This is a genomic window from Pseudomonas sp. ChxA (assembly GCF_030263855.1).
GTDB classification, from domain to species: domain Bacteria; phylum Pseudomonadota; class Gammaproteobacteria; order Pseudomonadales; family Pseudomonadaceae; genus Aquipseudomonas; species Aquipseudomonas fluorescens_CB.
Genome location: NZ_JARPMK010000001.1, coordinates 3,205,862 through 3,228,966, shown reverse-complemented (window position 1 = coordinate 3,228,966; position 23,105 = coordinate 3,205,862). Strand labels below are relative to the sequence as shown.

Sequence of the window (23,105 nt, the reverse complement as noted above, 5' to 3'; positions counted from 1 at the left end):
GATCAGAACGTGTGGGAGCGGGCTTGCTCGCGAATGCGGTGTGTCAGTCAATAATTCTTTAACTGATACACCGCATTCGCAGGCAAGCCAGCTCCCACATTGAAGGGGTTATCACACCTGTTCCCTGCTAGGCCCGAGCTTTACTCGGCGTATGCCCAGGTCATCCTGAATGACGCCCCGCCCCACTCCGAATCCAGCACTTCAACTTGCCCGCCATGCCACTGGCTGACGCGCTTGACCAGCGCCAGGCCCAAGCCAAAGCCGCCGGTGCGGCGATCGCGGCTGGCGTCCAGGCGCAGGAACGGTTCGAAGATCTTCGACCGCCCTTCCATCGGCACACCAGGGCCGTCGTCATTGACCCGTACTTCGTAGCCAGTGCCGAACTTGATCAGCGACACCTCCACACGGCGCTCGGCGTAGCGAATGGCATTGCGCAGCAGGTTGATCACTGCACGCGCCATAAAACGCGGCTCGATCTGGATAAAGTCGACCTCACAGGTGCGCAACGACAACTGCACACCTGCCGCCTCGGCCTCCAGCGCCACACTGCCGATCACACTGTCGAGCCAGCTATGCGCTTCGATATTTTCCTGCGTCACCTGGGTGGCTCCGCGCTCCAGGCTGGCATAGGTCAACAGCTCAGAGACCATTTCTTCCAGTTCACCAAGGTCGGCATACATGTCGGCGATCAATTCGCGGCTCTGGCGCGGGTCAGCCTGCTGCTTGAGCTGATCCAGCTCAAACGACAAGCGCGCAATCGGCGTGCGCAACTCATGGGACACCGCGTTGGTCAGTTCACGCTGGTTGGCGATCAGGCTTTCGATGCGTTCGGCCATCTGGTTGAAGTGCCCGGCCAGCTCGCGCACGGTAGAACGGCGTGGCAGCAGGATGCGCGAGCCGAGGTCGTTATCGCCAAAGCGCTGCGCGGCCAGGCGGATATGCTCCAGGTCGCGCCAATGCGGACGTACCCAAAAATACAGGACGATGGCCAGGCTCACACCCAGGAAACCATAGGCCCACAGGTACAACCATTTGGGTTCTTCCGGCAGCTTGATCTGCAGCAACTGCGGGCCGCCATCAATGGTGGTCAGGAACTCCATGAAGTCGCCGCGCACCACCAGTTGGCCGCCCGCCAACAGTTGCTCTTCGCGGTCATTGAGCGCCAGGGTGTCGCGCGGCACCAGCTTGAGGCGCAAACCGTAATGGGGTTGCAGCTCAGCCAGGCGCGCATCGCGGGCCGCGCCTTGCACCGGCCGCAGTTGCTCGACCAAGCCATAGGCCGGCCCGCGTAAGGCTTCGCGGTTATAGACTTCGTTGGCTTCGGGCAATAACTCATCGAAGGTGTAGTTGACCAGCCAGATTGCCCCGGCCAACCCCAGCGCCAGGATCACATACAGGCGCAGAAACAGGCGCAGCATCTAGACCTCCCACGCAAACGGATTGAACAGATATCCCTTGCCCCAGATGGTCTTGATGCACACCGGTTCGCGCGGGTTATCGTTGAGTTTGCTGCGCAACTTGCTGATGTACACGTCGACACTGCGGTTCAGGCCGTCAAAGGCAATGCCGCGCATGCGGTTGAGGATGTCGTCGCGCGAAAGGATAGTCCCTGAGTGACTGGCCAGCAGCCACAGCAACTCGAACTCCATGGTGGTGAGGTCGATGGCTTCACCGCCCAGGCTGACGCCCCGGCAACTGCGATCAATCGACAACCGGCCGAACTCCAGCGCACCGCGCACCGTGGGTTCCGGCACTTGGCGGCGCTGCAGGGCACGCAGGCGGGCGAGCAATACCGGCGGCTTGATCGGTTTGATCACGTAGTCGTCGGCGCCCGACTCCAGGCCCAGGATGTGGTCCAGGTCATCTTCCTTGGCGGTGAGGATGACGATGGGCGTGTCCGACACGTTGCGAATCCCCCGGCACACGTGCAGCCCGCTCTGGCCCGGCAGCATCAGGTCGAGCACCACAATCTTCGGCTTGTAGTCGAGAAAGGCCGCCAAAGCCTCATCACCCCGATGCACCACACGCACCTCGAAACCGTGTTGCGACAGGAAGTGCGCGATCAGCCCTGCCAGCTTTTCATCGTCCTCAACGAGCAGGACCTTGCCCAGACCCAGGTTTTCCATAAGTTCTCAGTGTGGATGCGCGAATTGAAGTGTGAGCATTATAGGTGGCAAGCTGGCCGACTTAAGCAACTGGCCATTACCGCCCGACGAAGCTTCATGCTTTTAAGAGTTTTTAACAAATAGCCTGCAATCTTTTACGCCACTAACAGGAGTTATATGCGCAAGGACTACCTGGCTTTTTTTATCTCGCTGTTCCTGTCGCGGCTGGCGGACCAGATTCTGTTGTTTATCGTGCCGCTGATCGTGTTCCAGACCACCAACAGTGTGTCGTGGGCGGGGCTGGCGTTCTTCGTCGAGTCGCTGCCGCGTTACCTGGCGTTTCCGGTGTGCGGCGCATTGTGCGACAAGTTCTCGCCGGTGCGTATCCTGCATATCAGCCAGGTTTACCGCGCGTTGGCGTGCGTGGTGGCGGTGGCGTTGTATGGCGTGTTCGACGGTATCTATTGGTTGGTGATCCTGTCGGCGCTGTGCGGCGTGTTGACGACCCAGGGCATCATGGCGCGCGAAGTGGTGATGCCGCATATCTTCAAGCATTACACCTATGCCAAGACCTTGTCCTACTCGCAGATCGCCGACCAGAGCGGCCTGGTGCTCGGCCCACTGGTGGCGGCGCTGATGCTGGAGGTGTGGGCGTGGCCGTGGGTAGTGGTGGGCATTGCCGGGCTGTTTGTGCTGGCGGACCTGGCGATGTTGGCGTGGCAGCGCAACACCACGGTCAGCCTGGAAAGCTTTGAGCAGCATCAGGATATCTGGCTGCAGCCGCTGCGCATTGCCGTCGGGCACATCCGCAAGCTGGCGGAACTGAAGCGGGTCATTGCCCTGGCGGTGGGCGTCAACTTGATCATCGGAGTCACGCTGGCGACGTCTGCGGCCATGGTCACTGGCCTGTTCGCCGCCGGCAAAGACGCCTATGCGCTGTTGCAGGCTGCCGGCGCGGTGGTGACCATCGTCATTCTGTTTTACCTGGCGCGCTCCAGCCTGCCGCTGAAGGTGCTGGGCGGGCTGTCGTATTCAATGATCGCGGCGGGGGCGGTGATCATGGCTGTCAGCCCCAACTTGTGGGCTTACACCCTGGGTTTTTTGCTGATCACCGGCTTCGACAAGATGTTCAACGTGTACATGCGCAGCACTCGCCAACGAGTGATCCCGGTGCAGGACTTCGGCAAGACAGTCGGCGTGATAACGTTGCTCAATAACTTGGCGCAGCCGCTGGCGGGTTTGTTGATTGCCGTGCTGGCGGCGCCGCTGGGCACGCAAACGGTGATCTTGCTGCTAGCCGGGATCACCGCGCTGATCGGCGTGGCCGTTGCCTCAGGCTGGCACGCCACTGTGAAAGCGGAACTCGATGTCGGGTGACTCGATCAGTTCCTGCTCGGCGGCGCGCACCCGCTCGATCACCTGGGCGATGTCTTTGGCGTCGCCGTACTGGTAAGCCAGCTTCAGGTAACCCTGGAAGTGCCGGGCCTCGCTTTTGAGCAAACCGAAGTAGAACTTGCCGAGTTCTTCGTCCAAATGCGGCACCAGGGCTTCGAAACGCTCGCAACTGCGCGCCTCGATAAACGCGCCCACGACTAAGGTATCGACCAGTTTGACCGGCTCATGGCTGCGCACCACCTTGCGCAAACCCGAGGCATACCGCCCGGCATGCAGTTGGCGCAGTTCAATCTTGCGTTTTTTGATCAGGCGCATGACTTGTTCATGGTGCACCAGCTCTTCACGAGCCAGGCGCGACATCATGTTGATCAGGTCCACATGGGCGTGGTACTTGGCGATCAGGCTGAGGGCGGTGCTGGCGGCTTTGAATTCGCAGTTCTTGTGGTCGATCAGCAGGGTCTGCTGGTCGGCCAACGCGGCCTGGACCCAGGCGTCAGGGGTGCGGCAGCCGAGGAATTCGTGGATTTCGGGCAGGTTCATCGGGCTCACGGGCAAAAGGATCACAAAAGGCCGGCGATTATACCGACCCCGTCGCAGACCACCAGCTACTGGCCTTGATGTGCATCAACATGACGTCTGGCGGGCAGCAACTATAGTTGTTCCAGGCCCACCCTTTGGAGACCCCGACCATGCAAGCCATCCGCAGCATCCTGGTGGTTATCGAACCTGAGCATTCAGAAAGCCTGGCCCTCAAGCGCGCCAAGCTGATTGCCGGGGTCACCGGCGCGCACCTGCATTTGCTGGTGTGCGACAAAAAGCACGAGCATTCGGCGCTGCTCAGCCTGCTCAAGTCCGGCCTGCAGGAGGACGGCTACAGCGTGACCACCGAGCAGGCGTGGAATGACAGCCTGCATGAAACCATCATCGACGTGCAGCAGGCCGAAGGCTGTGGCCTGGTGATCAAGCAGCACTTTGCCGACAGCCCACTGAAAAAAGCCCTGCTGACGCCGGCAGACTGGAAACTGCTGCGCTACTGCCCTACCCCGGTGCTGCTGGTAAAAACCTCGACGCCCTGGGCCGACAAGGTGGTGCTGGCGGCGATTGATGTGGGCAACAGCGACAGCGAACACCAGGCGCTGCACAACACCATCATCGACCATGGCTTCGACATTGCCCGCCTGGCGAAAGCGCAACTGCACGTGATCAGTGCCCATCCCTCGCCGATGCTGTCGGCGGCAGACCCGACCTTTCAGCTCAAGGAAACCATCGAGGCGCGCTATCGCGAGCAGTGCAAGGCGTTCCAGGCCGAGTTTGATATCGACGACACTCACCTGCATATCAATGAAGGCCCGGCGGATGTGTTGATTCCCCATGCTGCGCACAGCTTGCAGGCGGCGGTGACCATTATCGGCACGGTGGCGCGCACAGGAATTTCCGGGGCGCTGATCGGCAATACGGCGGAGGTGGTGCTGGATGCGGTGGAGGGTGATGTATTGGTGCTTAAGCCGCAGGAGTTGATGGATCACCTGGAAGAGCTGGCCACCAAGGCCTGACCTGACATAGCCTCCTCAGACCATGGAGATCAAATGTGGGAGGCCCCGCCACCTCTTCGATGTAGCGCTGTCGCGCATCAAACTGGTTCATCGTAAGGTTGAAGAACGCGGGCGGGGCAAAGGCCGTAACCAGCACTGGTGTGACAGCACCCGAGTGGGAGAGTGGCCTGCACGGTATCGGCGTGGAGTCATTGTCGGCACAGCTAGCTGTGACCACGTATAAGAGAGTGAATCCGCTCGCCACCGTGTACCCCGCCCGCGTCATTCAATCCTGCGAGGAATTGTCATGACGCGCAAGAACCAAAAACGGTTTGAAGTTATTCACCCTGACTGCGCTGCCGTTGATGTTGGCGGCGGTGAACATTTGGCTGCCGTTGATCCGACGAAATGCGATGACCCGGTTAAAAGGTTTTCAACCTTCACCGACGATTTGCACGCCATGGCCGATTGGTTTGAGTCCATGGGCGTCAAGATGGTGGCGATGGAGGCGACCGGCGTTTATTGGATCCCGCTTTTCGAAATATTGGATAGACGAGGCTTTGAGGTCTATCTCGTTAACTCCCGCGCGACTCGGCAAATCACCGGGCGAAAGTCCGATGTACTGGATTGCCAGTGGATTCTTCAGCTCATGACGCACGGCCTGTTGAGAGGCGCTTTTCGGCCCTCGGACGAAGTGTGCTCACTGCGCTCACTGGTCCGTCAGCGTGGCAATAAGGTGCGTGACCAAGCCAAAGCGCTTAATCGGATGCAAAAGGCGCTGGTCCAAATGAACATCCAGCTGGCTCAGGTCATCAGCAACATTGCCGGGGTGACGGGCATGAGCATTTTGCGAGCAATCGTTAAAGGCGAACGGGACCCCGAAGTACTCGCCATGCTCAGAGACAAGCGCGTCAAAGCCGACCAGGCTACTGTCGCCCGCAGCTTACGAGGTAATTGGCGAGCCGAGCATTTGCATGCTCTGGGTCAGGAGTTGGCAGCTTATGATTTTCTGGAAAAACAGATTGGCGAGTGTGATCAAGCCATTGCGCAGGCACTGGAGCGACTACCCGTTCTTCAGGCGGATGTTGTTCCGCCCAGCAAAACACTGCGCAACCCACACCGCTCAAATGAGCAGCAACTGATTTTGCATCGCGCGCTGAACAAGGTCATGGGCGTGGATTTGACCGCAATCCCAACCATCGGAATCGACACGGCGTTGGTTTTGGCCAGTGAATTGGGGGCGGATTTATCACGCTTTCCGACTTCGCAGCACTTCTGTTCGTGGCTAGGCCTTGCACCGCCGACGAGAATTTCGGGAGGAAAACCCCTTCCTGGAAAGACGGTGAAAGTGATTAATCGAGCTGCGCAAGCGCTGAAGCAAGCTGCCTCTATTGCACGCAACGATAAAAGTTTTATCGGTGCCAGCCACCGAGCGCGCCTGACCCGGATGGACACCTGTTGTGCCATCAAGGCGACAGCTCATCAACTGGCACGGCTGATCTACGCGATGCTGACCAAAGGTCAGCCTTATGTTGAGAAGGGAATGGAGGAATTTGAAGAACGTAGCCGAGACCGACAACTGCGCGCCCTGGAACGCAAGGCACGTAAGTTGGGATTGCAGCTGATTAAAGCGGCTTGATTTTTAAGAGCAAAAACAATGAGTTATTTTTTGTTTGATAAGAGCTGGCTTGCCTGCGATAGCAACCTTACAGTCAACACACCTTTGGCTGATCTACCGCCATCGCAGGCAAGCCAGCTCCCACATTGACCTCTGCGGTCAGTGGCCCAGTGCGTCCTTCAGGAACCCCGGCGCGATATAGCGCTGGTAATGCGCCTCGGACAAGATAAAGAACTCACGATCGATGGCATCCCGCAGATCCGGAAGTGCCCAGTCGCGAAACTCCGGCAGCAGCACCATGCCATAGGCTTCCAGGTTGGAAATCACCCGCGCGCCTCGGGCGATCAACTGGTAGGCCCAGCAGTATTCGGACTGGTGCGGCACAAAGCGAATCTTGCGCTGCTCAAGCTGCCCGCGCAGCATCTTGGGGTCGAAGACTTCGAGTTTGCCGGCCATCACCTGCACCAACAGTTGCTCCAACCGCAGCCATACCGCACGTTTTTCTTCTTCGTTATAGCCATTCCACTGGATCACCTCATGGTGAAAGCGCTTGCAGCCGCGGCACACGAGATCGCCGTAAACCGTGGAGCACAGGCCGACGCAGGGGGTCTTGATGGCTTGGTTGGACATGGGCAAAGCACACAAATCAGCGAAACGAAGCGCCATGTTAGCCCTTTGTCTAAGGTTGATCACCCAGCAAACTTGGTTAGGTAACTTACCTTTAGATTTTTTTTGCCGTAGAATCATCCGGCCTTGTAAGGCGCCAATAATCCGCTGGAAGCTGTTTTCAAAGCGTCACGAGCACAGTCGTTCCTTCAGAACGGTGTTGGCGCAGGTTCGACCCGGTAGGTCAGAGCCCGCGCCAACCCTCATCAGCTCCGTTCTGCAGGCGTAAAACTTTGAAAGCAGCTTCTGTGAGGAATGCCGGCAGCGCTGGCTTTGCGGCCCAAAAAGCCCCCGAGCGCATGCGTGCCGTTCATTTCTGGATGAGCGTCCCGTGGGACCACTGATGAGGGTAATAACTGTGCTTGAAGCCTACCGCAAACATATCGAAGAGCGCGCAGCACTGGGTATCGTTCCCCAGCCGCTTAACGCCGAACAAACCGCAGGCCTGGTCGAGCTGCTGAAGAATCCTCCGGCTGGCGAAGAAGAATTTCTCGTTGACCTGATCACCAACCGCATTCCACCAGGCGTTGACGAAGCTGCCTACGTCAAGGCCGGTTTCCTGTCCGCCCTGGCCAAGGGCGAAGTCACTTCTCCCCTGATCGACAAGAAACGCGCTGTTGAACTGCTGGGCACCATGCAAGGCGGCTACAACATCGTGACGTTGGTCGAGCTGCTGGACGACGCCGAGCTGGCCCCTGTCGCTGCCGCCCAACTCAAGCACACCCTGCTGATGTTCGATGCGTTCCACGACGTGGCCGAAAAAGCCAAGAACGGCAACGAGCACGCCAAAGGCGTGATCCAGTCCTGGGCTGACGGCGAGTGGTTCCGCAACCGCCCAACCCTGGCCGACAAGATCAGCCTGCGCGTCTTCAAGGTTACCGGCGAAACCAACACCGACGACCTGTCCCCTGCCCCGGACGCCTGGTCCCGCCCTGACATCCCGCTGCACGCCCTGGCCATGCTGAAAATGGCACGCGAAGGCATCGTGCCGGACGAGCAAGGCAAAACCGGCCCGATGAAGCAGATCGAAGAAATGCGCGGCCAAGGTTTCCCGATCGCCTACGTCGGCGACGTGGTCGGCACCGGTTCGTCGCGTAAATCGGCAACCAACTCGGTACTGTGGTTCTTCGGCGATGACGTTCCTTACGTGCCGAACAAGCGTGCCGGCGGCTTCTGCTTCGGCAGCAAGATCGCTCCAATCTTCTACAACACCATGGAAGATGCCGGCGCACTGCCAATCGAATTCGACGTTACCAACATGAACATGGGCGACGTGATCGACCTGTACCCACATGCTGGCAAAGTCTGCAAACACGGCACCGACGAAGTCCTGACCACCTTCGAAATGAAGACTCCGGTGCTGTTGGACGAAGTTCGCGCCGGCGGCCGTATCCCGCTGATCATCGGCCGTGGCCTGACCGACAAGGCCCGTGCTGAACTGGGCCTGGGCCCTACCGACCTGTTCAAACTGCCTGAAGCGCCTGTCGACACCGGCAAGGGTTTCACCCTGGCACAGAAAATGGTCGGCAAGGCCTGCGGTCTGCCAGAAGGCAAAGGCGTTCGTCCTGGCACCTACTGCGAGCCGAAGATGACCACCGTAGGTTCCCAGGACACCACCGGTCCTATGACCCGTGATGAACTGAAAGACCTGGCGTGCCTGGGCTTCTCGACCGATCTGGTAATGCAGTCGTTCTGCCATACCGCGGCTTACCCTAAGCCGATCGACGTGACCACCCACCACACCCTGCCTGACTTCATCATGACCCGTGGCGGTGTATCGCTGCGTCCAGGCGACGGCATCATCCACAGCTGGCTGAACCGTATGCTGCTGCCGGATACCGTCGGCACCGGTGGTGACTCCCACACCCGTTTCCCGATGGGCATCTCGTTCCCGGCCGGTTCCGGTCTGGTCGCGTTCGCCGCAGCCACTGGCGTAATGCCACTGGACATGCCGGAATCGATCCTGGTGCGCTTCAAAGGCAAAATGAAACCTGGCATCACCCTGCGTGACCTGGTTCATGCCATTCCTTACTACGCGATCCAGGCTGGCCTGCTGACCGTAGAGAAGAAAGGCAAGAAGAACGCCTTCTCCGGCCGCATCCTGGAAATCGAAGGTCTGAACGACCTGACACTGGAACAGGCTTTCGAGCTGTCCGACGCCTCGGCTGAACGTTCGGCTGCCGGTTGCACCATCAAGCTGTCGGAAGCGTCCGTCACCGAGTACCTGAACTCCAACATCACCTTGCTGCGCTGGATGATCGGCGAAGGCTACGGCGATGCGCGTACCCTGGAACGTCGCGCCCAAGCGATGGAAGCCTGGGTTGCCAACCCGCAACTGATGGTTGCCGATGCCGACGCCGAATACGCCGAAATCATCGAGATCGACCTGGCCGAAATCAACGAGCCGATCCTCTGCGCACCGAACGACCCGGACGACGCTCGTCTGTTGTCCAGTGTTGCCGGCGAGAAGATCGACGAAGTGTTCATCGGTTCGTGCATGACCAACATCGGTCACTTCCGCGCTGCCGGTAAGCTGCTGGAGCAGGTCAAGGGTCAGCTGCCAACCCGTCTGTGGCTGTCGCCGCCGACCAAGATGGACGCTCACCAACTGACCGAAGAAGGCTACTACGGCATCTACGGCAAGGCTGGCGCGCGTATGGAAATGCCGGGCTGCTCACTGTGCATGGGTAACCAGGCACGTGTAGAGCCGAACTCGACGGTTGTGTCGACTTCGACCCGTAACTTCCCGAACCGTCTGGGTGATGGCGCGAACGTCTACCTGGCATCGGCTGAGCTGGCGGCAGTCGCCTCCACTCTGGGTCGCTTGCCGACCGTCGAAGAGTACATGGGTTACGCAGCGAAACTGGACACCATGGCCAGTGACGTTTACCGCTACCTGAACTTCGATCAGATCGCCGAGTTCCGCAAAATCGCAGCAAGCGCCAACATTCCGGTGATTCAAGCCTAAGATGTTGTGATTTAAAAAGCGCCGCGCATTGCAAGATGCGCGGCGTTTTTTTATGCGTGGAATAGGATATTCGTCACACTGATAAACAACTGTGGGGGCTGGTTTGCCGGCTTTGGCGGTCTTTTTGTGTTGTTTTGTGTACATATCCGTTGCTGCGGTAACGGCCTCTATTGGTTCCGCTCTTACAGCGGGTCACTTTTGCAAGGACGCAAAAGTAACCAAAAGGTCCTCGCCCCACCACTCGGTGCCTCGCTTAGGCTCGGCATGCCCTCACTCCGGCTTGAATCCGTGGGCCGCCGCGATGGGCCATCCTTGGCCCAGCGCGGCTAACCCGGCGTCCTGCCGGGTTACCCACGGATTCAAGCCTGCGTTCGGCCATCGTGGTTAACGGGGCGCCTCAGATCAAAAGCAGATCAAGATCAAGATCAAGATCAAGATCAAGATCAAGATCAAGATCTACAGCACGGCGGCCTGAAAGCCGACCTGAGTGGTTGAATCAAAAGCCAGATCAAGTGCAAATCAAAAGCCTGTCTGAATACGCTGAAGAACTGCTTTTCTGTGGGAGCTGGCTTGCCTGCGATGCAGGCACCTCGGTGTGTCAGGTACACCGAGTTGATGCCATCGCAGGCAAGCCAGCTCCCACAGTTGACCGAGTATGGCTCTGCTGTTGCTTTGCTGTTGCTTTGCTGTTGCTGTTGCTTTGCTGTTGCTGTTGCTCCGGCCCTTACATCCTTTTCGATGGCGAAGTCAGCGGTCTTTTGATCTGCGCTTTTGATCTTGATCTGAAATCGCCCCGTTAAACACGATGGCCGGAATCTGACAGGGATTTGGGGGGTAAACCGGCAGGGATGCCGGTTTAGCCGCGCTGGGCCAAGGATGGCCCATCGCGGCGGCCCCCCAAATCACTGGCGGATTGCGGGCATGCCGAGCCATAGCGAGGCACCGAGTGTTGGGGCGAAGACTTTTTGGTTACTTTTGTGTCTTTACAAAAGTGACCCGCTGTAAGAGCGGAACCAATAGAAGCCGTTACCGCAGCAACGGATATGTACACCACCACCAACAACCCGCCATCGCTGGCAAGCCAGCTCCCACACTTCTTGACCAATGTCACTCAAGACCTGGCGTGCAACGCCAACTGCACCGCACCATCAACACTCAAGGCACTCAACAAAACCTGTGGCGCAACGGCTTCGGGCAAGGCTTGCAGTACATCAAACGCCGAATGCCGCACCCGCGCCAGTACCAGCCGCTTGCCCTCCCCGTGCACCTGCGCAAAAAACGCTGCTAGCGCCTCGATACTGGTGCCGTCAAGATCAGGCGATTCTTCCAGACTCAACACCACCGCATCGACCGGCGACTGACGCATCAAGCGCAACGCCGCACCCAGGATGCGTTCGGCATTGGCAAAGAACAGCGCCTCGCTGGGCCGCACAATCAACAGGCCAGGCACTTGCACCGCATCGGCATGGTGTTGTCGATCAACAAAGTCATGACTGTCGCCCAAGCGCCCCAGCACTTGAATATCCGCCGACGACATCTGGCGCAGCATCAACACCACGCTGATCGCCACCGACACCAGCAAGCCATCCAGCACGCCCAACACCAAGACCGCCGCCACCGCGCAGATCACCAGCAAACGGTCGCGGCGCCATAGGAAATAACGCCCCAAGGGCTGCAGGCTGAGGCCACGGCCCAGCGCGTAGATGACAATGGCGGCGAGCACCGGCTCTGGCGTCAATGCCACATACGGCAGCACCGTCAACACGATCACCAGCACCACCAACGCCGCAACGATGCCCGCCAGGCGTGAACCAGCGCCGGCTGCCTCATTCGCAGAGGTGGCCGAATAGCCTGCGCCGGCGGGCATGCCATGGAACAACCCAGACACCAGGTTCGCCGCGCCCAGCGCCAACAGGTCACGATTGGATGACACCCGGTCGCCATGTTTAAGTGCGAACGAGCTGATAGATCCGTAGGATTCCGCATACAGGATCATGACCAAGGCAAATGCCAACTCGCCCAGGCGCAACCAATCCGCGAACGGCAGCACCGGAAAATGCCCCAGCTCCAGACGCAGATCAATCATGCCGATCAAGGCCACGCCTTGGGCCTGCAAGCCCAGGTACTGCCCGGCAACGATCCCCAGGACCACCACCAGCAAGCCGCCCGGCAAGCGCGGGATTCGCGCGCACAGCCATAACACTGCCAATGCTGCCGCTGCCACCAGTGCCGCCGGCCAATTCCAGTGCGGTAATTGCTCCAGCAACTGCGGCAGGAAGCGGATCAGGTTGTTATCAGTCAGGTGTACGCCCACCACACTCGCCAGTTGCTTGAGGATGATGGTCAGCGCGAGGCCAAAGGCAAAGCCGCGCAACACCGGCTTGGCAATAAACGACGTCACACCGCCCAACTTGAACAAACCGGCCAACAGAAACAACACGCCAGTGATCAATACCAGCCCGAAGGCCAGGGACAGCCTCAGCGCCGGATCATCCCCGGCCAGGCTGGCGGTAGCAGCCGCCAATACCGCAGCAGACGAAGAGGTAGCCGAGACAATGGCAAACCGGCTGGTGCCGAACAGGCCATAACACACAAGCCCGGCAAACAGGGCGATCACACCCGCCTGCGGCGGCAACGCAGCGATGCTGGAATACGCCACGGCCTCCGGCAGCAGTAACCCGGCGATGGATAACCCGGCAAGGATGTCCTGGGTGCGATTGGGTGGTACGGCAACGGGCGTAGCGGTTTCAGTTTTCAATCGGCCCAACCCATCCTGGCAAATAACGGGCTTCCTGGCTGCGCGCCAGGGTCATGGCCTTGCCCAGTAACCTGGCATTTGGCTGGCTGACAACATCACTGCCGATACGGCTACGAAAAAAGTCCGCCCACAAAAATTCGCTGAACGGCGTTGCATCCTTGGCATAGCCACCCGCTGTGCGCAGCAGGCCGGCAAGGCTGCGGTAAGGGTCGTCCTGCAGGTCGGTAATCTTGCGGGGAATGGCTTCATAGGTACGCCGCAGGCCGCGCGCATCGTAAGGATGCACCCATTGATTGAACGCCATGACGTTCCAGAAGGTGCTGCGCTCCACGAAAGACAGGTCCTTGAGCATCAGCAGCGACACACTCTTGACCTCTTCCAGAATCAAGGCCAAACCGAAATGGTGATGGTCGGTGATGTAATAGCGTTCATCCGGGCCCAGCACACAAGGGAACCAGTGCTTGTCGAGGGCTGCGGCGCGCTCCTTGCGTTTGAGTTTGGTCCAGGCGTCGCGCTTGCTGGCAACTTCAGCCATGCCGACCGTCAATTGCGTAGGGTGCAGTTTTTCCAGCTTGCAGGTGACCAGTTGCGGGCGCGGCCGAGCCATGGGTATCTCCAAAAAGGAAGCAACAAGCCGACAGCTTAGCCCTCATTGCCACGCGGATTTTTTCGCACACAAAAAAAAGCCGATTCACGCAGTGCGCGAATCGGCTTTGCTACCTGCTGCCGGTTATCAGGACAGCAGCGAGTAGACCAACGCAGTAATCGCGACCAGGCCCACAGCGGTGACGAACACATTGGACGCCTGCCCACGGTACTTGGCCATGGCCGGTACTTTGCGGATCGCGTACATCGGCATCAGGAACAGGATCGAGGCGATGATCGGGCCGCCGAGGGTTTCGATCATGCTGAGGATGCTTGGGTTAAGCGTGGCAACCAGCCAGCACACGACCAGCATGAAGGCGGCGGTCATGCGGTCCAGGGACTTGGCAGCCGGGCGACGACCGGTTTTCAGCACCAGGCCCTTGAGCCCTTCGCTGGCGCCGATGTAGTGGCCCAGGAACGACTTGGCAATCGCCACGAACGCAATCAACGGCGCGGCGAAGGCGATGGTCGGGTTGTCGAAGTGGTTGGCCAGGTATGACAGGATCGACAGGTTCTGCGCTTTCGCTTCAGCCAACTGCGCCGGCGACAGGGTCAGTACGCAGCTGAACACGAAGAACAGCACCATTGCCACCATCAACAGGTGCGCACGGCACAGGATCTGCGAGCTGCGCGCATCGGCGTTGGCGCCGTACTGGCGTTTCTGGTCAACCGCGAAAGCCGAGATAATCGGCGAATGGTTGAACGAGAACACCATCACCGGAATCGCCAGCCACAGCGTATTGAGCAGCACGGAGGGCGCCGGGACTTCGCTGACGGTGCTGAGGATGCCGCCGGTCCAGTGCGGGATCAGGTACACCGCCAGGAACAGCAAGGCGACGATGAACGGATACACCATCAGGCTCATGGCCTTGACGATCACTTGTTCACCGCAACGCACCACGGCCAGCAGGCCGAGGATCAACACAAAGGCCAGGATCGCGCGTGGCGGCGGCATGATGTGCAGTTGGTGTTCCATAAAGCTGCTGACGGTGTTGGTCAAGGCCACGCTGTAGATCAGCAGGATCGGGAAGATCGCAAAGAAGTACAGCAAGGTGATCAGCGCACCGGCCTTGAGGCCGAAATGCTCTTCAACGACGTCGGTGATGTCGGAGCCGGCACGGCCGGACAGCACGAAGCGCGTGAGGCCACGGTGCGCGAAGAACGTCATCGGGAACGCCAGCAATGCCAGGATCACCAGGGGCCAGAAGCCGCCCAGGCCCGCGTTGATCGGCAAAAACAAAGTACCGGCGCCAATGGCGGTGCCGAACAGGCCCAGCATCCAGGTGGTGTCCTGGCGGCTCCAGCTTGTGAGGGTTGCAGGTGTCGTTGCATAGCGTTCGTCGACGCTATTGGCCTGATCATTCATCCGGTCGGATCTCCGCATTTACACGGCCGGGGCGAGTCAGAAAAACCTGACAGGCAGCGCCCCGTCCATAGAAGGGGCCGGATTGTCCGGGATTCTCTCGAATAAGCAAAGACTTAGCTGAGGAATGGTTGAGCGGCGCAGCCGCTCAAGGCGGGTGGCGCACGGCAGTTTTCGTGGGCGGCGACAGGTTATGGAATCGCCAAAAATCGGTTAAAAAAAGCAACTTCCAAGAAGTATCCGACATATAAAGCAGACACACCCTACATCTAATTCATATTTCCATTGAAATAGACCATTAACTGTTACAGGACCCTACATAACCATTGAGCCGCCGCCAGAGCACACACTAAGATCGCAACGCCCCTTGCACAAACAGCATGCCATGCTCTTAGCCAACAGCCTCAGGCGTTCAAGAATGAAAACACTCAGTAGTGTATTAACCGGCCTGTGTCTTATCGGCCTGTTTAACGCCAGCGAAAGTTACGCGACGCCAACCGAGCCTCAACCAGATGTGCAGGCGCTGGCCTCTTCCCCGCAATGGCTGACCACCAAAGTCTATATCGAGGGTGCGCCGCAGGTGGACGTCAAGGCCAACTACCCGGGTGTGGTGGGCATCTCCATGTGGGACCCACAGCGCAACCGTTATGAGTTCTTCCACGCGGATACCGGGCTGTCAAAATACGCCGATGGCGGTGGCGGTTACTTCCTGGTCACCGGCGACCAGAACACCCATATTCTGGTGCCCGATGTGGGCCCGGTCAAAACCGTGGTCAGGCGCCTGGAAAAACTGGATAAGAACGAATTCACCTACTCTCGCGAAGTCCCTCGCGACATGGTTGCTGGCAACCCTCCTGTTCGAATCTATGTCGTGCATACGCCTTATATCGGCCCGATAAAAACGGCGCTGTCGAACTAGTCAGCGCTCACGCCTGACGCGACGCCTCTTACATTCATAGCCTGCGAGGTACCCAAGATGAATCCAAGTAACGCTCTCACGTCACTGTTAATACCTGTGCTGTTGACGGTTGCTTTGTTGCCCGCAGCAGCCACTGCCAACACCGCCGCGCCCGCCAGCGTAAACACTGTGGCGGCCACAGCTGATAACGCCGTTATGTTAACGGTGTTTCTCAAACATGATCAGTCGCGGCCCTTGAGCGAACTGAAGACACAATTGGCCAAGCAGGCGTTTCACACGGCATTTCCTCCTGCCGGGGTTGAAGTGGTCAGTTGGAATGTAACCATGGGCATCGGACAGATCGTGGTGCTACGCCTGCCGGCTTCGCGCCTGGTAGAGGTCAATCTGGCGATAGAACGCACTGCCTGGGGCGTCTACACAACGGAATTTTATCCTACCTATGATTTCAGGCCGATCGCGCAAGCAGAGCAGATCCAGGCGCGGCAGGCGGATCCTGCCCAATAACGGCAATGTGGCGGCTGCCGCTTGAGGAAGCTGCGGCATCGCGCGGAGAATACATTCCACAACAAATCTATTTTCGAATCGGCTCCGTTACTGTACTTTCCAGACAGTATCCGCCTACATCCCGAGAACCCTTCCATGCCTCGCGTCTCCCGCAAACAAGCCGAACTGAACCGCGAAATCATCGTAGAGGCTGCCACGCATCTGTTTCGTGAGCGCGGGTTGCACGGCATCAGCCTGTCGGACGTAATGGCCGCAGCCGGCCTGACCCACGGCGGTTTCTATGGGCACTTCGCGTCCAAGGAAGCATTGGCGACGGAGGCGTGCCAAAAGGCGTTCGAGCAATCGAACCTGGGCTGGCAGGAAAAAATCAGCCGCAGTGATGATGTGCGCGCCGCCCGTGAAGCCATCCTGCGCCCGTATTTTTCCACCCACCACCGTGACAACCCTGGCGACGGCTGCCCCATTTCGGCCTTCACCCCGGACATGTGCCATGAGCCCGCTGACACGGCGTTGCAACACACCTTTATTGAGGGTGTTGAACAGTCACTGCAGGTTTTTGCACAGCTTCAGGACGAAGACCGTCAGGCGATGCTCGCCAAGTACGCAATGATGATTGGTGCCGTCACGCTCGCCCGTGCGACGCGCGGCAGCAGCTTGTCAGATGAATTCCTCGAAGCGGCAAGAAACACTCTGCTGCCAGCGTGAAAGTCGGAAAGCGCCGTTGACAGCCACACGCCCGCCCCAGCATGATCGGGCCATGCACCTCATTCAGCGCTGCCTCACCCGTACCACCACCACGACCGCTTATGGCGGGTCGTGCGGTGGCTGTGGGTGCGTAAGCTAAAGCCCCCCAGAACACCCCAAGGCCCCGCCAGCAATGGACGGGGCCTTTTTATTGCCCCGCCCGCTGGCCACTGCAAGGAGCAAGACCATGGCAAATGCCCTGTTGATCATCGATATGCAAACCGGTTTATACGACGGGCCGGAACAGCCCTTCGAGCGCGAGCGCGTGCTGGGCACCATCAACCAGCTTATCCAGCGCGCCCGCAAGGCCAACGCGCCCCTCTTTGTCGCTCGCCACACTGGCCCGACGGGGTCGCCGATTGCAGCTGGCAGCCCACTCTGGCAACTGTGGCACGGCCTCGACGTGGACGAGGCCCGCGACCACCTGTTCAATAAAACCCGCCCCAGTTGCTTCCTGGGCACTGAGTTGGCGCAACAACTGGCAGCGGCGCAGGTCGATGAATTAGTGGTGGTCGGCATGAAAACCCAGTTTTGCATCGACACCACGTGCCGAGTGGCGGTGGAGCTTGGGTTTTCGGTGGTACTGCCCGAGGACGGCCATACCTGCATGGACACGCCGACGTTGTCGGCCAAGGCGATCATCGAGCATCACAATGCGACCTTGGCGGGGGCATTCGTAAAGCGGGTGAAAGCGCAGGATATTGAGTTCTAGCAGCGGCTGTGCGGGATTTTTCTGATTGAACAAATCGTTACGTCTTACAAATCCCGCATACTCCTTCTATCAAACCCTTCAGGAAGAGCCTTCCGATGTCCACCACTGTTCTGGTCCTGGTTGAAACCATCAACGAATACCTGCAAATCATCGAGAGCAATGACTTTCATGTGATTCTGGCACCCACACCGGCCGAACGTGCCCAAGCGATCAAGGCCCATGGCGCGCAGATCAAGGCGGTACTCACCCGTGGCCCGCTGGGGCTGTATGCCGAGGAAATCGCCGCGCTGCCGCTGCTGGAAATCATCTGTGTAATCGGCGCCGGCTATGAGCACGTGGACCTGCAGGCAGCGAGCAATCGCGGGATCGTGGTCACCAACGGCGCCGGCGTGAATGCGCCGTCAGTGGCGGACCATGCCATGGCCTTGCTGCTGTCACTGGTGCGCGGCATTCCCCAGACCGATGCGGCAGTGCGGCGCGGTGAATGGCCGAAAGTGATGCGCCCGTCCCTGGGCGGCAAGCAACTGGGCATCCTTGGCCTCGGCGCAGTGGGCATGGAGATTGCCAGGCGTGCCGCCCTCGGCTTTGGCATGGAGGTGAGTTACCACAACCGCCAGCCTCGCGATGATGTGGACTACACCTACTGCGCAACCGCCGTAGAGCTTGCGCGCACCTCGGACTTCCTGATCCTGGCCACGCCCGGCGGTGCCAGCACCCGCCACTTGATTGATCGCCATGCCTTGGACGCCTTGGGGCCGAACGGTTACCTGGTCAACATCGGACGCGGCAGCGTGGTGGTGACGGCCGACCTGGTGGCTGCGCTGGAGCAACGACGGATTGGCGGCGCCGCGCTGGATGTGTTCGACGATGAACCGAAAGTGCCCGACGCCCTCAAGCGCCTGAGTAATACCGTGCTCACCTCCCATGTCGCCGGCCTGTCGCCGGAAGCGGCCCATGACACCGTGCAACGCGTGGCCGATAACCTGGTGGAATACTTTGCCGGCCGCCCAGTGCTGACACCGGTTACCCTGCCGCCGCGCAACTAGTAGCGATTAGCCAGCGCCGACGCAAAACCCTGACTACACTGCTTGCGGGGATGCTCAGGACGTCGGTGCTGGACCGGCGAAGGAACGCACAATGATTGGCCATGGATTCGGCCCGGCCCGCCAACGCGGCGCCATCGGCCTGATAGGCGCGGTAACCCTGGGTATTGCGCTGCTGTTTCTGCTGCTGGTGGTCGACAGCGGTCGCCTGTACCTGGAGAAGCGCAAATTGCAGCGTGTGGCCGATACGGCTGCGCTGGAAGCGGTGAGCCGCAGCGGCACATGCGCGGCGCCCGCTAACAATGCCGCGCAATTTGCGACCGAAAGCGCGGCGCGCAACAACTTTAGCCTTGACGACAATCGCACGCTGGCGACCGCCTGCGGCACCCTGGCCACCGGCGCGGATTTTATGCGCACGTTCAGCCCCGACCCGAGCAAAACCGATGCCATCCGGGTGATTGCCACCCATCGCGTGCACACCAGCCTGGCCCATGGCTTGCTCACGCTGCTCTCGGGCCAGCCGGTCAACCTGACAACACTGCTCAGCGCCACCGCCGTCGCCGCCGCACCCACCCCAACGGTTGCCCAACTCACGGTTCGCAGCACCTTGTTAACGGTGGACAGCACCAAGTCTGTCGCCCTCAACGCCTTGATCGGCGGCCTGCTGGGCGGCAAGTTGCAGTTGGACGCAGTCGGCTGGAATGGGCTGCTCAATACCGATATCAGCTTGCTCAAGTACCTGGATGCACTGGCCATCCAATTGAAAGTCAGCGCCGGTAACTACGACCAACTGCTCAAGACCGATGCCACCGTCGGCCAATTGATCCAGGCGGCCATCGATGTGCTCAAGCTGGGCGGTGATGCGGTCAAAGTGGTGATCAACAACCTGGAAGCCATCAAGCTGATTGCGCCGGGCACGCAGATCCTGCACCTGGGCGACCTGATCAATATCCAGAACGGCACCGACAAAAGTGCGCTGGACGTGAACCTGCAACTGTTCAACCTGATTCAGGGTTTTGTGCAGCTGTCGAACAAGGCCAGCGCGGTCGCTGTGGAGCTGCCGGTGGATGTACTGGGCCTGCTCGGCGTGACCGTGTCGACCAAAGTGATCGAGCCCGGGCAGGTCTCCAGCATCGGCAACCCCAAAGATATCGCCAAGCAGCCCATCTATGTGCGCACCGCTCAGGTGCGCACCTTGATCTCGATCAAACTGCCGATCGTCACGCTAGTCAACAACCTGCTGGGGGGCACGGTGCAAGCGCTCAGTGACCTGCTGGGCGGCCTGTTTGGCTTGCTCGACCCCAATTGTTGCCTGGTTGCCAGCCTGCAAATCGGCGACACCCTCGACATCGCCCTGGAAGCCGCTGGCGGCAGCGCCATGGTCACTGGCTACAGTTGCGACAGCGGCAAAAAGTCGTTGTCGGTACTCGGCGAAACCTCGGCATTGCGCGCGATGATTGGCCAGGTTGACCCCAAGAATCTTTACTCGTCCACAGAAAAGCTCAAGGTAGACGAGTACCCGGTGGTGGATATCGGCACTAAAACCTGCAAGCGCGGCACCGGCGTGTGTGGCGACAGGCAGGCCTTTGCGGCGGGTGGCCTGGGCATCCGAATCGACAGTGACGTGCTGAAAACCCAGCGTGCGCACACCTACACCGAGCCGCCCGCGATCAACCAGCAACCGCTCTATTACGCATTCGCCAGCTCGAACGCGGTCAGCAGTCTCAAGGAAACACTCAACGGCATTCAACTGATCAACCACCCGCCCAAAATGGCCAGCCTGTTGGGCGCCGTGTTGGGCCTGGTCACGGGCGTGGTCAACGGCTTGCTCACCACCCTGGGCGGCTTGATTGCCGGGCTGCTCGGTCCGCTGCTGGACCCTATCGTCAACAACTTGCTCGCCGGCCTGGGCATCGACCTGGCAAAAGTCGAAATCGGTGCCAACCTGTCGTGCAACCCCGGTGGCCGGGCCATGCTGGTGATTTGAGCACATCAGGCCCGCTGATCATCGTCCAACACGCTAACCTATTAAGCCGCCCCGACCTTGTCGCTGGGCGGCGGTGCGCATTAGATTAGCCAATAGTCCAAGGCCTTTAGAATAAGCAGAAGGGATAAGCATGGCGCTTAACGACCAATCGACCCAGATTCGCCCCGGCGAAGAACTTGATGCCAGCCTCATCGATCCCTACCTCAAGGCGCATATTCCGGGCCTTGCCGGCACGGTCAAGATCAGCCAGTTCCCCGGTGGCGCATCCAACCTGACTTACCTGCTGGAATACCCCGGCCAGGAATTCGTGCTGCGCCGCCCGCCGTTTGGCCATAAAGCCAAGTCCGCCCACGACATGGGCCGCGAATACCGCATTCTCAACCAGCTCAAGGACGGCTTCCCGTATTGCCCCAAAGCCTATGTGCACTGCCTTGATGAGTCGGTGATCGGCGCCGAATTCTATGTGATGGAGCGCGTCAACGGCATCATACTGCGCTCCGACCTGCCGGCCGAATTGGGCCTGGACGCGGCCAAGACCGAGGCGCTGTGCAAAAGCTTTATCGACAAATTCGTCGAGTTGCACCAAGTCGATTACGCCGCCTGCGGCCTGGCCGACCTGGGCAAGCCCGAAGGTTATGTAGCACGCCAGATCCGCGGTTGGAGCGACCGCTACGAAAAAGCCCTGACACCCGACGCGCCCAGCTGGGAAAAGGTGCGCGCGTGGCTTAACGACAAGATGCCGGCCGACCACCCGACTTCCAGCATCGTGCACAACGACTACCGCTTCGACAACGTGATCCTCGACCCGCACAACCCGATGCAGATCATCGGCGTGCTGGACTGGGAACTCACCACGTTGGGCGACCCGCTGATGGACCTGGGCAACACCCTCGCCTACTGGATCGAAGCCGCCGACCCTGCGCCCGTGCAACTGATGCGGCGCCAGCCGAGCAACGCGCCCGGCATGCTCACGCGCCGCCAGTTTGTGGATTACTACGCCGAACGTGCGGGCATCCAGATCGATAATTTCGACTTTTACTACACCTACGGCCTGTTCCGCCTGGCCGGCATTGTGCAGCAGATCTACTACCGCTTTTTCCACGGCCAGACCCAGGACAAACGCTTTGCGCAGTTCATCCATATGAACAAGCTGCTGGAGCAAATGAGCCTGAATGTCATCGCTAAATCAGCCCTCTGACTACAAGAGCAAGGAACCCAGCATGTCCAAGACCCATCTGTTCGACCTCGACGGCAAGATCGCATTTGTTTCCGGCGCCAGCCGTGGCATTGGTGAAGCCATCGCCAAGCTCCTGGCCCAGCAAGGTGCGCACGTGATCGTTTCCAGCCGCAAGCTCGAAGGCTGCCAGCACGTGGCCGACGCGATCATCGCCGCCGGCGGCAAAGCCACCGCCGTGGCCTGCCATATTGGCGAAATGGAACAGATTACCCAGGTGTTCGCCGGCATCCGTGAGCAGTTCGGACGCCTGGATATCCTGGTCAACAATGCCGCGACCAACCCGCAATTCTGCAACGTGCTGGACACCGACCTGGGTGCGTTCCAGAAGACCGTTGACGTGAACATTCGCGGCTACTTCTTCATGTCCGTGGAGGCCGGCAAGCTGATGCGCGACAACGGCGGCGGCAGCATCATCAACGTGGCCTCGATCAACGGCATCTCCCCCGGTGTATTCCAGGGCATCTACTCGGTGACCAAGGCCGCCGTGATCAACATGACCAAGGTGTTTGCCAAGGAGTGCGCGGCGTTCGGCATCCGTTGCAACGCCCTGCTGCCGGGCCTGACCGACACCAAGTTCGCCTCGGCGCTGGTCAAGAACGACTCGATCCTGAAGATGGCCCTGGCGCAGATCCCACTCAAGCGCGTGGCCGACCCGAGCGAGATGGCCGGTGCGGTGCTGTTCCTGGCCAGTGACGCGTCCAGCTACACCACCGGTGTGTCACTGAATGTGGACGGTGGCTTCCTGTCCTGACCCGACCTTGCAGGCACCGCAACCCCCCTGTGGGAGCAAGCTTACTGTGGGGCAGCAAGCTTACTGTGACCTGCAAGCCTACCGTGACCAGCAAGCTTACTGTAACCAGCAAGCCTACTGTGACCAACAAGCTTACTGTAACCAACAAGCTTACTGTA

At 59.5% G+C, this 23,105-nt stretch carries 19 protein-coding genes; 12 read left to right on the top strand and 7 right to left on the bottom strand.

Going from position 1 to position 23,105, the window contains the following annotated elements; genetic code table 11:
- Window positions 1-140 precede the first annotated feature (140 nt).
- A complete protein-coding gene (locus P5706_RS14315) occupies window positions 141-1,418 on the bottom strand; it encodes an ATP-binding protein (RefSeq protein ID WP_285679622.1) in 1,278 nt (425 codons plus the stop codon).
- Window positions 1,419-2,126 (bottom strand): winged helix-turn-helix domain-containing protein, encoded by a 708-nt coding sequence (locus tag P5706_RS14310; protein ID WP_219267689.1) that lies wholly within the window; start codon window positions 2,124-2,126, stop codon window positions 1,419-1,421.
- Between the two features lie 156 nt (window positions 2,127-2,282).
- Between P5706_RS14310 and P5706_RS14305 the strand changes: the two genes are divergently transcribed.
- Window positions 2,283-3,482, top strand: coding sequence for an MFS transporter (locus P5706_RS14305; protein WP_285679621.1), 1,200 nt, complete (start codon window positions 2,283-2,285; stop codon window positions 3,480-3,482).
- Here the strand turns inward: P5706_RS14305 and P5706_RS14300 are convergent.
- The gene (locus tag P5706_RS14300) at window positions 3,438-4,040 is read right to left on the bottom strand and encodes a MiaE family protein (RefSeq protein WP_200433248.1); all 603 of its coding nucleotides are present in this window, start codon (window positions 4,038-4,040) and stop codon (window positions 3,438-3,440) included. The two genes, P5706_RS14305 and P5706_RS14300, sit on opposite strands and share 45 nt — an antisense overlap.
- Before the next feature lie 149 nt (window positions 4,041-4,189).
- Here P5706_RS14300 and uspL point away from each other — a divergent pair, with 149 nt between their 5' ends.
- Window positions 4,190-5,053, top strand: a complete 864-nt coding sequence (uspL, locus tag P5706_RS14295) for a universal stress protein UspL (protein ID WP_200433249.1) — start codon at window positions 4,190-4,192, stop codon at window positions 5,051-5,053.
- Window positions 5,054-5,339: 286 nt separating this feature from the next.
- Window positions 5,340-6,671, top strand: coding sequence for an IS110 family RNA-guided transposase (locus P5706_RS14290; RefSeq protein ID WP_285679620.1), 1,332 nt, complete (start codon window positions 5,340-5,342; stop codon window positions 6,669-6,671).
- A gap of 138 nt (window positions 6,672-6,809) precedes the next feature.
- Here the strand turns inward: P5706_RS14290 and P5706_RS14285 are convergent, their stop codons facing one another.
- A complete protein-coding gene (locus tag P5706_RS14285; RefSeq protein ID WP_200433250.1) occupies window positions 6,810-7,280 on the bottom strand; it encodes a DUF1289 domain-containing protein in 471 nt (156 codons plus the stop codon).
- A gap of 394 nt (window positions 7,281-7,674) precedes the next feature.
- On the opposite strand from P5706_RS14285, the gene acnB reads away from it, so the two are divergent.
- Entirely contained in the window at window positions 7,675-10,284 is a 2,610-nt protein-coding gene (gene acnB / locus P5706_RS14280) for a bifunctional aconitate hydratase 2/2-methylisocitrate dehydratase (protein WP_200433253.1), read from the top strand.
- 1,111 nt (window positions 10,285-11,395) lie between these two features.
- Here acnB and P5706_RS14275 read toward each other — a convergent pair.
- The 3 genes from P5706_RS14275 to P5706_RS14265 all read right to left on the bottom strand — a co-directional run bounded on the left by P5706_RS14275 (window position 11,396) and on the right by P5706_RS14265 (window position 15,053).
- Window positions 11,396-13,042 carry a SulP family inorganic anion transporter gene (locus P5706_RS14275; RefSeq protein ID WP_285679619.1) on the bottom strand — a complete coding sequence of 549 codons (1,647 nt, stop codon included), beginning with the start codon at window positions 13,040-13,042 and terminating at the stop codon, window positions 11,396-11,398.
- Complete coding sequence (locus tag P5706_RS14270) at window positions 13,032-13,649, bottom strand: ParB-like protein (RefSeq protein ID WP_285679618.1); 618 nt, start codon at window positions 13,647-13,649, stop codon at window positions 13,032-13,034. Before P5706_RS14270 ends, P5706_RS14275 begins: the two co-directional genes overlap by 11 nt.
- Window positions 13,650-13,775: 126 nt before the next feature.
- On the bottom strand, window positions 13,776-15,053 hold the full coding sequence (locus P5706_RS14265; protein WP_200433407.1) for a serine/threonine transporter: 1,278 nt from the start codon (window positions 15,051-15,053) through the stop codon (window positions 13,776-13,778).
- Between the two features lie 415 nt (window positions 15,054-15,468).
- Between P5706_RS14265 and P5706_RS14260 the strand changes: the two genes are divergently transcribed.
- From P5706_RS14260 to P5706_RS14225, 8 genes are all read left to right on the top strand, one after another.
- The gene (locus P5706_RS14260) at window positions 15,469-15,969 is read left to right on the top strand and encodes a DUF4822 domain-containing protein (protein ID WP_285679617.1); all 501 of its coding nucleotides are present in this window, start codon (window positions 15,469-15,471) and stop codon (window positions 15,967-15,969) included.
- Window positions 15,970-16,026: 57 nt separating this feature from the next.
- Window positions 16,027-16,473 (top strand): hypothetical protein, encoded by a 447-nt coding sequence (locus tag P5706_RS14255; protein ID WP_285679616.1) that lies wholly within the window; start codon window positions 16,027-16,029, stop codon window positions 16,471-16,473.
- Between the two features lie 135 nt (window positions 16,474-16,608).
- Entirely contained in the window at window positions 16,609-17,178 is a 570-nt protein-coding gene (locus tag P5706_RS14250; RefSeq protein ID WP_200433404.1) for a TetR/AcrR family transcriptional regulator, read from the top strand.
- Window positions 17,179-17,404: 226 nt separating this feature from the next.
- Complete coding sequence (locus tag P5706_RS14245) at window positions 17,405-17,929, top strand: cysteine hydrolase family protein (RefSeq protein ID WP_200433403.1); 525 nt, start codon at window positions 17,405-17,407, stop codon at window positions 17,927-17,929.
- A 95-nt stretch (window positions 17,930-18,024) separates the two neighbouring features.
- Window positions 18,025-18,975: a 2-hydroxyacid dehydrogenase gene (locus P5706_RS14240; protein ID WP_200433402.1), complete on the top strand. Its 951-nt coding sequence runs from the start codon at window positions 18,025-18,027 to the stop codon at window positions 18,973-18,975.
- Between the two features lie 91 nt (window positions 18,976-19,066).
- Entirely contained in the window at window positions 19,067-20,959 is a 1,893-nt protein-coding gene (locus P5706_RS14235; RefSeq protein ID WP_285679615.1) for a pilus assembly protein TadG-related protein, read from the top strand.
- Window positions 20,960-21,089: 130 nt separating this feature from the next.
- A complete protein-coding gene (locus tag P5706_RS14230; RefSeq protein WP_285679614.1) occupies window positions 21,090-22,157 on the top strand; it encodes a phosphotransferase family protein in 1,068 nt (355 codons plus the stop codon).
- A 22-nt stretch (window positions 22,158-22,179) separates the two neighbouring features.
- Window positions 22,180-22,947: an SDR family oxidoreductase gene (locus P5706_RS14225; RefSeq protein WP_056860254.1), complete on the top strand. Its 768-nt coding sequence runs from the start codon at window positions 22,180-22,182 to the stop codon at window positions 22,945-22,947.
- Window positions 22,948-23,105: the final 158 nt, after the last annotated feature.